Raw genomic sequence first — 11,390 nt, forward strand, 5'->3', positions numbered from 1 at the left:
CCCCACCGGCCCGCGGCGCGCCGCGCGGCGTCAGCCGGTCGTGAGGTCCCGGCGGCGGAAGGCCGCGAGACCGAGCCCGAGGAGGACGACCGCCACACCCGCGAGCGCGAGCGGTGCGCCCGCGCTCGCGGCCTCCAGCGGCACCTGCGGCACGTGGTGCAGCGGCGAGACCGCCCGCGCCCAGCCGGGCAGGTCGAGGCTGTCGCCCAGCACGAGAACCACCCCCGTCCACGCGACGAGCAGCCACGCGAGCGGTGCGAGGCGGGTCCCGAGGCCCCACAGCGCGACCGTCGCGGCGACGAGCACCCACACCGCGGGTGCGGTGACGAGCGCGCCGCGCAGCGCGTCGCCCACCACAGCCGTCGGGCTGCCTGTCGCGACGGCCGTCAGCCCGCACGCGAGCGCGGCGAAAAGCAGCGCCGCGGTCGGGACTACGAGACCCACCGCCACGTGGGAGGCGGCCCAGCGCGCGCGGGCCACCGGGGTGGCGAGCACCGGCTCGGCGCGACCGGACTGCTCCTCGCCGCGCAGGCGCAGCACCATCGCGACGCCCGCGCAGGCGGCGAGGACCGCGAGGAAGAACACCGTGATCACGAGGTAGCCGTCGACGATGCTGTCGGCGCCGCCCGGGATCATGTCGAGCAGCTCCGGCGCCTGCTCGACGAGGTCGGCGGTCGCGGTGACGAGCGAGCCGTAGACGACGCCGGCCGCGAGGAGGCCCACGCCCCAGCCGGTGACGGTGCCGCGCTGCAGCCGCCACGCGAGGCCGGCCGGCCCCCGCAGCAGCGGTCCCGCGGTGGCCGTCCCCGGCCGGGCGGCGAGCAGGCCGGCGCCCACGTCGCGCCGGTCGAGCAGGGCCAGCGCGACCGCGCCGAGGAGCACGAAGGCGAGCACGGGCAGCAGCAGCGGCCACCAGCGGTCGAGCCAGAAGGGGTAGGCCGCCTGCCCCCAGCCGATGGGCGAGAGCCACGTGAGCGCGCTGTCCTGCACGTCGCCCGCGGCGCGCAGGGCGAACGCGACCGCCACGGCCGCGCCGCCGACGGCGCTCGCCGGCCGACCGTTCTCGACGAGCTGTGCGGCGACCGCGGTGATGCCGGCGAAGGCGAGCCCCACGGCGCCGAAGGAGGCGCCGAGCAGCAGCGACCCGGCCGGCGGCAGGCCCGTGACCACCGCGGCGGCCCACGTCGCCGCGACGACGGCGAGGTTCGCGACGACCGCCGTGCCGAGCGCGGCGAGCAGCGGCGCGCGACGTCCCACCGCTGCGGCGAGGACGAGCTCGGTGCGGCCCTCCGCCTCGTCGGCGCGGGTGTGGCGGACGACGGTGAAGACGCTCATGAGCCCGACGAGCACCGCGACGACGGCGTAGATCTCGAACGCGACGGCGCGCTCGACCGTCTCCAGGCCGACCGGGCGCCCCGTCATGGCGATGACGGCCGCGTTGGCCTGCGCGACCTCGGCGTAGCCGGCGAGCGCCTGCGGGGTGTCGTACGTGCCCTGGCTCGCGACCGACTGCACGGCCACGAGCCCGGCCGCGGCGGCGACCCAGACCGGGAGGCGCACGCGGTCGCGCCGCAGCGCGAAGCGCAGCAGCGACCACGTGCCCGTGGCGCGTGAGGACCGGGTCGGCGGGTCGGGGTGCACCTGACCGGGCGCGACGTGCCGGCCTCGCACCGGGGTCCCGGTGCTCATGCGGACCGCGCTGCCGCGTGCGAGTCGTCGACGCCGGCCCGCTCACCCTGGTCACCGACCTGGTCATCGACTCGCTCGCCGTAGTGGCGCAGGAACAGCTCCTCGAGCGTCGGCGGCCGGCTCGTGAGCGCGTGCACCCGCAGCGGGACGAGGGCGCGGAGCAGGCCGTCGAGGTGGTCGGTGTCGACCTCGCAGTCCAGCCGGTGCCCGGACCCCGTCGTGGTGACGACGAGGTCGTGGACGCCGGGGGTGCCGGCGAGGGCGGCGGGGTCGCCGCCGACGTCCGCCCGCACCGACGTGCGGGTGAGGTGGCGCAGCTCCTCCAGCGTGCCGGTCTCGACCACGCGGCCGGTGCGGATGATGCTGACGCGGTCCGCGAGCGCCTCCACCTCGGCGAGGATGTGGCTGCTCAGCAGGACGGTGCGGCCCTCGTCGCGGGCCTCGCGGACGCACTGCGTGAAGACGGACTCCATGAGCGGGTCGAGCCCTGACGTCGGCTCGTCGAGCACGAGCAGCTCCGCGCGCGAGGCCAGCGCCGCGACGAGCGCGACCTTCTGCCGGTTGCCCTTGGAGTACGTCCGGGCCTTCTTCGTGGGGTCGAGCTCGAAGCGCTCGAGCAGCTCGGCCCGGCGGGCGGCGTCCACGTCGCCGCGCAGCCTCGCGAGCAGGTCGATCGTCTCGCCGCCGGTGATGCCGGGCCACAAGGTGACGTCGCCCGGCACGTAGGCGAGGCGCCGGTGCAGCGCGACGGCGTCGCGCCAGGCGTCCTGGCCGAACAGGCGCACGTCGCCGGCGTCGGCGCGCAGCAGACCGAGCAGGACGCGGATGGCGGTCGACTTGCCGGCGCCGTTGGGGCCGAGGAAGCCGTGCACCTCGCCCGGTGCCACGGAGAGGTCGAGCCCGTCGAGGGCGCGCGTGCGGCCGAAGGTCTTCACCACGCCGCGGAGGTCGAGGATCGAGGTCACGAGCGCCGACGCTACACCCGTTTCACGAATGTGTGAATGTTGTGGAGCGGGTTACAGTTCGGCGGTGACGCAGGAGGCGACCGACCGGCGCGAGGACGTGCTCCGGTTCGTCGAGCGCTTCGCGCTCGTCATGCGGCAGTCCGGCATCCCGCCGATGCCGGCGCGCGTCCTCGCCTTCGCGCTCGCCGACGACGCCGACCGCTACACCGCCGCCGACCTGCAGGAGGCGCTCGGGGTGAGCGCCGCCGCCGTGTCGGGCGCGGTCCGCTTCCTCGTCCAGGCGCGGCTGCTCCGTCGCGACCGGGAGCCCGGTACCCGCAGCGACCTCTACGTCGTCGACGACGCCGACCTGTGGTCACCCATCTTCGCCGGCGAGGTCGAGCAGCTCGGCGTGTGGGCGGACGTCGTCGCCGAGGGCGTCGAGGCCGTCGGTGCGGACACCCCCGGCGGGCGGCGGCTCCGCGAGTCGCAGGAGTTCTTCGCCTACATGCGCGGTGAGCTGCCGCGGCTGCTCGAGGGCTGGAGGGCGCACCGGGAGGCGCACCGGCACGAGTGGTGATGACAGGTACAACCTGACCACCTTAGTCTGGTCAACATGACCACCCAGTACAACGTGGCGGAGGCGAAGGCGCAGCTCTCGCGCATCCTCGACCAGGTGCTCGCCGGCGAGGACGTCGTCCTCGCGCGGTCGGGTGTGCCGCTCGCGCGGCTGGTGCCCGTGGAGGTGCCGACGCGACGTGAGCTCGGCTTCCTGCCGCTCGCGATGCCGGACGGCCGCTTCGACCCGCTGACCGAGGCCGAGCTGGCGGACTGGGAGTGACGAGCGCACTGCTCGACACGCACGCCTACGTCTGGGCCGTCACGGCGCCGGGGCGACTGGGTGACCGCGCTCGCGAGCTGGTGGAGGACGCGACGACGGGTCTCGTGGTGTCCGCGGCGACCGTGTGGGAGATGTCCACCAAGCACCGGACCGGCAGGTGGCCGGAGGTGGAGCCGCTGCTCGCCCGGCACGCCGACGTCCTGTCACGGCTCCGCGCGGGAGCCCTGCCGATCGACCACGACGACGCCGCGCTCGGCGGGTCCCTGTCGTGGGACCACCGTGACCCCTTCGACCGGGTGCTCGCGGCCCAGGCGTTGCGGCGCGGCCTGCCCCTCGTGACCCGCGACCGGGTCTTCTCCGGCGTGCCGGGTCTGCGGACCGTCTGGTGAGCGCGGGCGCTCGGCCCGCCGCATCGCGACGTCGACGGCCACGCTGAGCGGGGTCACGCGGCTCACCAGACCCGGGCCGAGGCGCGGGCCACCTCGGCCCGAGCGACGAGGCAAGGGGTTCCCCCGGCAGGCGGAGCGGTGAGCGGTGAGAATGGGTCGGTGCGCCTCCTCGCCAGCGACGTCGACGGGACGCTCGTCCCCCGTCTCGGCCCGATGAGCGACCGGACGGTCGCGGCGCTGGCCGCGGCCCGCGCCGCCGGGGTCCACGTGGTGCTCGCGACGGGCCGGCCGCCGCGCTGGATGACGGGCATCGTCGAGCGCGCGGGTCTCACCGGCCGCGCCGTGCTCGCCAACGGCGCCCTCGTCATCGACGTCGAGCGGCTCGAGCAGCCGGACGCCGGTGTCGTGCGCGCCCGCACCCTGCGTGGCCACGACGTCCGCGCGATGGCCGCGGCCGTGCGGGACGCCGTGCCCGAAGCGCACTTCGGGATCGAGACGGCCCGCGGCTTCGGCGTCGAGCGGGGGTGGCCGAGCCCGATCGAGGCCGACCTGCCCCGCGCCCACCTCGACGACCTGCTGCGCGAGGCGGGCGACGACGTCATCAAGCTGCTCGTCAAGACCGCGGAGCCCGAACGGCCCGGCCTGGGCGACGCGATGCTCGAGGTCGTCGGTCCCCTCGTCGCGGGCCGCGCCGAGGCGACCCACTCGGGCGGCCACCTGCCGCTGGTCGAGCTGGGGCCGCACGGCGTCACGAAGGCCGCCGCGCTCGCCGAGGTCGCCGCCGAGCTCGGCGTCGAGCAGCGCGACGTCGTCGCCTTCGGCGACATGCCGAACGACGTCGCCATGCTCCGCTGGGCCGGGCGCGGCTACGCGATGGCCGACGGCCACCCCGTCGCGCACGAGGCCGCCGACGACATCGCGCCGCCGTGCGCGGCCGACGGCGTCGCGCAGGTCGTCGAGGACCTGCTGCGCCGGCGGGACGGGTCGGCCGCGTGAGCGCCACCCGCGAGGACGTCGCCCTCGACGAGCGGCCGGAGGGCGGCGAGCCGGCCCCGCCGTCGCGCCGTCGCCGCGCGCGCCGCTGGTGGCGGGGGCTCGCCGCCGCGCTCGTGCTCGTGCTGCTGCTGGCCGCGGGGACGGTCTTCGGCGTCGCCTGGTACTTCTCCGGCATCGCCCTCGCCGTGGACCGCTCGGGCGCGCCCCCGGTGCCGGTCGTCGCGGGCGACGGGACCGGCGGCGGAGCGGCCGGCTCCGCGGCGGCCGGCACCGTCACGCTGCCCGACGTGCCGGGCAGCGCGACGCTCGGGCTGCACGGCATCCGCTGGCAGGCGGGCGCCGAGACCGGCTGGGGCGTGACCGGTGACGTGCTGCAGCGGCAGGACGGCCGCGTGGTGCGCGAGTGGGAGGACCGCTCGGGCGTCCTGCCCGGGGCGGGCGCGACGGGCTCCCTCGACCAGGACGTGTTCCTCGGCGACCCCGCGACGGTCGGGCTCGACTTCGAGGAGGTGCTCCTGGAGAGCGAGCTGGGGCCGCTGCCGGCCTACCGGGTGCCGGCCGACGCGGCCGCCGCGGAGCCGGCGGGCACGTGGGTGGTCTTCGCGCACGGGCGGGGCGGGCAGCGCGAGGAGGCCAACCGGTACCTGCGCACGTGGCACGACCTCGGCCTGGACGTGCTCGTGCCCGCCTACCGCAACGACTCCGTCGCCCCGGCCGACCCGTCCGGGCGCTACGGGCTCGGCGCGACCGAGTGGCGCGACCTGGAGACGGCGGTGCGCTACGCCCGCGACCAGGGGGCCGAGGAGGTCGTCCTCGCCGGCTGGTCGATGGGCGGGGCGATCGTCCTGCAGATGATGGCGCAGTCGCCGGAGGCGGACGCGGTCACCGCGCTCGTGCTCGACGCGCCGGTCGTCGACTGGCGCGACACCTTCTACCACCAGGGCCGCCTCGCGCGGCTGCCGGACTGGTGGACGTCCATCGCGCTCGTGCTCGTGGAGCTGCGCGGCTCGCTCGACCTCGACGACCTCGACTGGGTCGCGCGCGCCGACGAGCTGCGGGTGCCGACCTACCTCGTGCACTCCGACGACGACCGGTTCGTGCCGAACGGCCCGAGCCGCGAGCTCGCGGAGCTGCGCCCCGACCTCGTGACCCCGCGCTTCGACGGTCCAGGTGACCACACGCGCGAGTGGAACGTCGACCCCGACGGCTACGACGCCGACCTGCGCGAGTGGCTGCAGGAGACCGTCCTCAGCGACGCCGGCTGAGCCGCCTCCGCACGTCGCTCACGCGTCGGCTCGGCCCTTCGTGGCGTCCCCCAGCCACCGGCCGACCGCGTCCGCGTAGCGGAGGTACTGCTCCCGCGCGGCGGGGACGGCGCGGGCCACGACCTCGAGGTCGACGCGGAGGTACTCGTGCACGAGCACGTTCCGCAGTCCGGCGCTCGGCGCGAGCTCGGCCGCCAGCGCGGCGTCCAGGACGCCGAGGTCCGCCACCGCGACGAAGGACTCCCGGTAGCCCGTCACCGGCCGGCCGAGCGACGCAGCCACGTGCAGGTTGACCGAGACCGCGAGCTCGACGCACTGCTGGAGGAGACGCTCGGCGAGCAGCCTCGTCCGCCAGTCGTCCCGCAGCAGGACCGCGTCCGGCGTGCCGAGCTCCGCCAGCCAGCCGCACACGCGGACCAGCTCCGCCAGGCGCGCCCTCACGACGTCGGCGTCCAGCGGTCGCGGTGTCATCCGCCGAGCACCTGCGCCTGCAGCCGCCGCATCCAGTCCGTGTCGGCGTACCGGCGCGCCGCGAGGTCGCGCGCCCGCGCGAAGCGACCGGGCTCGTCCTCGTAGAGGCCCTCGCCCGACAGGGCCCGGTGAGAGAGCAGCTCGTCCGCTCCCCGCAGGCTCACGAGGTCGACCCGGTCGTCGTCGAGGAGGACGGCGAGGTCGTGGTGGAGCCGGAGCAGGTCCGTGGACGGGCCGGGGACGACGCCGAGGTCGACGTCCGCCGGCTGCTCGGAGTCGACCGCGCTGCCGAAGAGGACGAGGACCTGCACCAGGTGGCGCTCGCACAGGGCGTCGAGGGAGCCGTCCGCGACCGCGCGACGCAGCGCCGCCACGGCGCGCGCGGCCGAGGTCGCGCCCTGGTCCCTCGCGTTCACGCGTCGAGCGTAAGGGCCCGGGCCGCCTCGTCGGCCCGGGCCGCGGCCGCTGCGAGCGCCCGCCGGGCGGCGTCGAGGCCTCCGGGCGTCTCGACGTCGTCGGCCATGACGAGGGCCTGCGCGCACTGGGCGACGGCCGTCGCAGCCCGGGACAGCGCCCGGTGCGCGGCCGCGAGGTCGTCCTCGGCCGGCACCTCGCGGTCCGCCCCGGGTGCGCGGTGGTGGGCCTCGACGCAGCAGCGCCACACGAGCTCCCGGCACGCGGTGAGGTCGGCGACGAGCGCGTCGACCTGCTCACCCCCGGGGCCGTTGAGCACCTGCAGCACCCGCCGGCTCGCGCGGTCGACCCGGTCGAAGTCACCGCGCCACAGGCCCTCCCCGAGCGGGTGAGCCCGGGCGAGACCGAGGCGACCGAGCGCGCCGCGCAGCCCCGAGCGCACGGCCGCGCGGCCGCGCCGCGCGCCGGCGCCGTCGGGCCCGTCGGCCACGCCGGGCGCTACAGGTACTGCCCGGTCTGATGCGGACGGTCGGGACGGTCCTGCGCGCCCTCGCCCGCCCCGGCGACGACCGGGCCGGACAGCGCCTGCCGGCGCATCTGCTCCAGCTGCGCGCGCGCCGCCATCTGCTGGGCGAACAGCGTCGTCTGGATGCCGTGGAACAGCCCCTCCAGCCAGCCGACCAGCTGCGCCTGCGCGACCCGCAGCTCGGCGTCGGACGGCGGGGTGTCCGCGGCGAAGGGCAGCGCGATCCGGCGCAGCTCCGCGACGAGGTCGTCGGAGAGGCCCGTCTCGAGCTCGGCGATGGTCTGCGCGTGCACCTGCGCGAGCCGCGCGCGGCCCGCCTCGTCCAGCGGGGCGCTGCGGACCTCCTCGAGCAGCTGCTTGATCATGCTGCCGATCCGCATGACCTTGGCCGGCTGCTCGACCATGCCGGACACCTGCTCGTCGCTGGCGTCCCCGGTCACGCTCATGCCCTGCGGGGTGACGACGAGGACGCGGTCGGCGGTCCGGCCGCTGCCCGCGCCACCCGCGTCCGGCGCGTCGTCGTCCTGGCCGCCGTCCTGGCCGTCGTCCTGGTCGTGGTCCTGGCCGCCGTCCCGGTCGTCGTCGCGGCTGCGGTCGTCGGGCCGGTCGAGCGGGGTGGTCGGGCGCACGTCGTCGTCGACCGTCGGGCGGTCCGGCTGCGGCTGGCTCACCGATCCATCGTCGGCCATCACGGCTGCAGGAGCACCTTGCCGACGTGCTCCCCGGCCTCCAGCACCCGGTGCGCCTCCGCGGCGTCGGCCAGCGGCAGGACCCGGTCGACGACGGGCCGCACCCGGCCGGCGGCCACGAGCGGCCACACGTCGCGGACCACGTCGGCGCAGATCTCCGCCTTCTCCTGCCACGGCCGGGCGCGCAGCGTGCTGCCGTGGACGGTCAGGCGCCGCCGCAGCAGCCGGGCGAGGTCGAGCTCCGCGGTCGTGCCGCCCATGAGCCCGATGACGACGAGGCGGCCGCCGACCGCCATCGCCTCCACGTGCAGCCCGAGGTAGCGGGCGCCGACCGGGTCGAGCACCACGTCGACGCCCTGGCCGTCCGTCAGCTCCCGGAGCCGGGCCGCGAGGTCGTCGCGGCGGTAGTCGAGCACCGCCTCCGCACCGAACCCGGCCGCGCGCTCCACCTTCTCCGGCGACCCTGCCGTCGCGACCGCCCGCGCGCCGAGCGCGGCCGCGAGCTGCGTGGCGAACGTGCCGATGCCGCTGGTCGCGCCGTGGACGAGGAACACCTCGCCGGCTCGCAGGCCGGCGCCACCACGGGCCGTCGAGACGACGTTGCTGTGCACGGTCGCCGCCACCTCCGCGAGCGCCGCCGCGGCCACGACGTCGACGCCGTCCGGCACCGGCACGACCTGCCCCGCGCGGACGGCCACCCGCTCCGCGTAGCCACCACCGTCGAGCAGCGCGCACACCTGGTCCCCGACCGCGGGCGCGCCCGGCCCGCCGACCCCCTCGCCGAGCGCGACGACCTCGCCGGACACCTCGAGCCCCGGCCACCGCGGCGTACCGGCCGGCGGGTCGTAGCGGCCCTGCCGCTGCAGCAGGTCGGCCCGGTTGACGCCCGCGGCCGCGACCTGGACCACGACCTCGCCCGGGCCGGGCTCCGGCTCCGGGACCTCTCGGACGACGAGGGCCTCCGGCCCCCCGGGCTCCTCGACGACGGCGGCACGCACCACCCGACCGTACCCAGCGCTGCGCCGATCGGGTGACGTCGGGCGACGCCCCGCTCCACCTCCCGCACCCGGCTGCCGAACCACTTCAGGACCGGCCCCCTCCGGGGTCGGCTGCTCGTCGTCCCGTAGTCACGTGAAGGGCTCGCCATGCTGCGTAGTGCCGGTATCCGGTCGAAGATCCTCGCGGTGCTGGTCGTGCCCCTCGTGCTGCTCGCCACCACGGCCGGGCTCCTCGCCGCCGGCCAGGTGCAGCGCGCACGCGAGGCCCGTCAGGTCGAGCTGCTCGCCGGCATCGGCGGGTCCTTCGCCGAGCTCGTCGCCGGCATCGCCGCCGAGCGGGCCGTGACCGCCGGCGCCATCCAGGGCGACGAGGCCGCGGCCGCCGCCCTGCCCGAGGTGCGCGCCCAGGTGGACACGGGTCTCGAGCGCTCCCGCGCGTCGCTGGCCGAGGTCGACCTCGACCTGCTGTCCGCCCAGGCGTCGCAGGGCCTCGTCCGGATGCAGGCGGTGCACGACTCGCTGCGCGGTCTCCGCTCCACCGTCGACACGACCGACGCCTCGCTCGACGACGTGCTCGCCGACTACGACGCGGTCGTCCGCGAGGACGCCGCCATGCCGGGCCGTGTGGCCACGGGCACCGCCGACCCGCAGACGGCGTCCCTGCTCGCCGGGTTCGGTCACCTGCTCGCCGCTCGCGACGCCGCCCTGCGCGAGCAGTCCGCCGGCGCCCGCCTGCTGGCCGGCACCGCGACGCTCGGCGACGTCCGCACGTTCCCCACCCTGTCCGGCCTGCAGGCCGACGCCCTCGACCAGTGGGAGTTCGCCGTCGGCCGCGACCGCGCCGCCGGCGTGGCCGAGACGATGGGCCAGGCCGAGGCCGAGGGGTGGACGGTCGGCCGCGCCCGCACCGCGCTGGCCTCGCCGAGCACGGTCCGGCAGTCCGGCCTCACCCCCGAGACCTGGCAGGCCCTCACCGAGGCACGGCTCGCCGTCCTCGAGCAGGCCCTCGGTGGTGTGACCGGCGACGCGTCCGCCGCCGCGGCCGCCGCGAGCAGCCGCGCGACCGTCCTCGCCGCCCTCGCGGTCTCCGCGGCCGTCCTCGGCGTCGGCGTCACCCTGCTGCTGTCGCTCACGCTGTCGCGCCGCATCGTCCGGCCGCTGCGTGAGCTCACCGCCGCGGCGACGACCGTCCGCGAGCGCCTGCCGCACATGGTCGAGCAGATGCGCAGCCCCGGCGACCGCTCGGACGTCGAGCTCCCCCGCATCGAGGTGGAGGGCGGCGACGAGGTCGGCGAGCTCGCGTCGGCGTTCAACGCCGTCAACGACACCGTCCTGGAGGTGGCGGAGGAGCAGGCCGCGCTGCGCGGCGCCATCGCCGAGACCTTCGTCAACGTCGCCCGCCGCAACCAGGTGCTGCTGTCCCGCCAGCTGACCTTCATCGACCAGCTCGAGCAGCGCGAGGAGGACCCCGACACCCTGGAGAACCTCTTCCGCCTCGACCACCTCGCCACCCGCATGCGCCGCAACGCGGAGTCGCTGCTCGTGCTCGCCGGCATCGACGCGGGCCGCCGCCTGCGCAAGCCGCTGCCGCTGTCCGACGTCATCCGCACCGCCGCGTCGGAGATCGAGCAGTACGAGCGGGTCAACCTCGCCCTGCAGGTCGACCCCCCGACGGTCGGGCACCTGTCGCTGCAGGTCGCGCACCTGCTCGCCGAGCTGCTGGAGAACGGCACGAACTTCTCCGAGCCGCACACCCCCGTGCTCGTCGCGACGAGCCGCACCGCCACCGGCATCCGCGTGACCGTGACCGACGAGGGCCTCGGCCTCACCGACGACGAGATCGTCGCCGCCACCGCGAAGATCGCGAACGCGGGCGCCGACGACGTCGTCACGTCCCAGCGCCTCGGCTTCTTCGTGGTCGGCCGCCTCGCCCGCAAGCTCGGGGTCACCGTCCAGCTGCGCCGTGGCCGCTCCAAGGGCCTCGTGGTGACCGTCGACCTCCCGCCGACGGTCTTCGTGCCCGGCACGGTCAAGGTCGCCGAGGTGCCCGCCGCGGGCGCGCCGACCGACGCGACCCCGACCCCGACCGCCGGTCCGACGCCCGCCGGTGCGACCGCCCCGGCCCCCGCGGCCGGCGCGGCCCCTCAGCCCGGGGCCCGCCCCGGCCC

The 11,390-nt window shown here is 76.7% G+C and carries 13 protein-coding genes; 6 read left to right on the top strand and 7 right to left on the bottom strand.

The window, feature by feature from the left end; genetic code table 11:
• Positions 1-30: 30 nt before the first annotated feature.
• The gene (locus tag WAA21_RS04805) at positions 31-1,689 is read right to left on the bottom strand and encodes an ABC transporter permease (protein ID WP_336921622.1); all 1,659 of its coding nucleotides are present in this window, start codon (positions 1,687-1,689) and stop codon (positions 31-33) included.
• Positions 1,686-2,654: an ABC transporter ATP-binding protein gene (locus WAA21_RS04810; RefSeq protein WP_336921623.1), complete on the bottom strand. Its 969-nt coding sequence runs from the start codon at positions 2,652-2,654 to the stop codon at positions 1,686-1,688. The genes WAA21_RS04805 and WAA21_RS04810 overlap by 4 nt, the downstream gene beginning before the upstream one ends.
• Positions 2,655-2,718: 64 nt before the next feature.
• On the opposite strand from WAA21_RS04810, the gene WAA21_RS04815 reads away from it, so the two are divergent.
• From WAA21_RS04815 to WAA21_RS04835, 5 genes are all read left to right on the top strand, one after another.
• Complete coding sequence (locus WAA21_RS04815; RefSeq protein WP_336921624.1) at positions 2,719-3,213, top strand: GbsR/MarR family transcriptional regulator; 495 nt, start codon at positions 2,719-2,721, stop codon at positions 3,211-3,213.
• 36 nt (positions 3,214-3,249) lie between these two features.
• Positions 3,250-3,474: a type II toxin-antitoxin system Phd/YefM family antitoxin gene (locus WAA21_RS04820; protein WP_336921625.1), complete on the top strand. Its 225-nt coding sequence runs from the start codon at positions 3,250-3,252 to the stop codon at positions 3,472-3,474.
• Positions 3,471-3,863, top strand: a complete 393-nt coding sequence (locus WAA21_RS04825) for a type II toxin-antitoxin system VapC family toxin (protein WP_336921626.1) — start codon at positions 3,471-3,473, stop codon at positions 3,861-3,863. Before WAA21_RS04820 ends, WAA21_RS04825 begins: the two co-directional genes overlap by 4 nt.
• A 159-nt stretch (positions 3,864-4,022) precedes the next feature.
• Positions 4,023-4,859, top strand: coding sequence for an HAD family hydrolase (locus WAA21_RS04830; RefSeq protein WP_336921627.1), 837 nt, complete (start codon positions 4,023-4,025; stop codon positions 4,857-4,859).
• Entirely contained in the window at positions 4,856-6,124 is a 1,269-nt protein-coding gene (locus WAA21_RS04835; protein WP_336921628.1) for an alpha/beta hydrolase, read from the top strand. The genes WAA21_RS04830 and WAA21_RS04835 overlap by 4 nt, the downstream gene beginning before the upstream one ends.
• Before the next feature lie 18 nt (positions 6,125-6,142).
• On the opposite strand, the gene hepT is transcribed toward WAA21_RS04835, so the two are convergent.
• From hepT to WAA21_RS04860, 5 genes are read right to left on the bottom strand one after another with little or no spacing between them, the layout of a single operon-like run.
• Positions 6,143-6,595 carry a type VII toxin-antitoxin system HepT family RNase toxin gene (gene hepT, locus WAA21_RS04840; protein ID WP_336921629.1) on the bottom strand — a complete coding sequence of 151 codons (453 nt, stop codon included), beginning with the start codon at positions 6,593-6,595 and terminating at the stop codon, positions 6,143-6,145.
• Entirely contained in the window at positions 6,592-7,011 is a 420-nt protein-coding gene (locus tag WAA21_RS04845) for a hypothetical protein (RefSeq protein WP_336921630.1), read from the bottom strand. The genes hepT and WAA21_RS04845 overlap by 4 nt, the downstream gene beginning before the upstream one ends.
• The gene (locus WAA21_RS04850) at positions 7,008-7,499 is read right to left on the bottom strand and encodes a hypothetical protein (RefSeq protein ID WP_336921631.1); all 492 of its coding nucleotides are present in this window, start codon (positions 7,497-7,499) and stop codon (positions 7,008-7,010) included. The genes WAA21_RS04845 and WAA21_RS04850 overlap by 4 nt, the downstream gene beginning before the upstream one ends.
• 8 nt (positions 7,500-7,507) lie before the next feature.
• Complete coding sequence (locus WAA21_RS04855; RefSeq protein ID WP_336921632.1) at positions 7,508-8,206, bottom strand: bacterial proteasome activator family protein; 699 nt, start codon at positions 8,204-8,206, stop codon at positions 7,508-7,510.
• A gap of 17 nt (positions 8,207-8,223) precedes the next feature.
• Positions 8,224-9,222, bottom strand: coding sequence for an NAD(P)H-quinone oxidoreductase (locus WAA21_RS04860; protein ID WP_336921633.1), 999 nt, complete (start codon positions 9,220-9,222; stop codon positions 8,224-8,226).
• 147 nt (positions 9,223-9,369) lie between these two features.
• Here WAA21_RS04860 and WAA21_RS04865 point away from each other — a divergent pair.
• Positions 9,370-11,390 (top strand): sensor histidine kinase (locus tag WAA21_RS04865; protein ID WP_336921634.1); only part of this gene is annotated, 2,021 nt, incomplete at its 3' end.

The organism is Aquipuribacter sp. SD81, from assembly GCF_037153975.1.
Classification (GTDB): Bacteria; Actinomycetota; Actinomycetes; order Actinomycetales; family JBBAYJ01; genus Aquipuribacter.

Bases quoted from the DNA above. Each gene is read 5' to 3' on its own strand.
- WAA21_RS04805 (WP_336921622.1), bottom strand. From the start codon at position 1,689: ATGAGCACCGGGACCCCGGTGCGAGGCCGGCACGTCGCGCCCGGTCAG.
- WAA21_RS04820 (WP_336921625.1), top strand. From the start codon at position 3,250: ATGACCACCCAGTACAACGTGGCGGAGGCGAAGGCGCAGCTCTCGCGC.
- hepT (WP_336921629.1), bottom strand. From the start codon at position 6,595: ATGACACCGCGACCGCTGGACGCCGACGTCGTGAGGGCGCGCCTGGCG.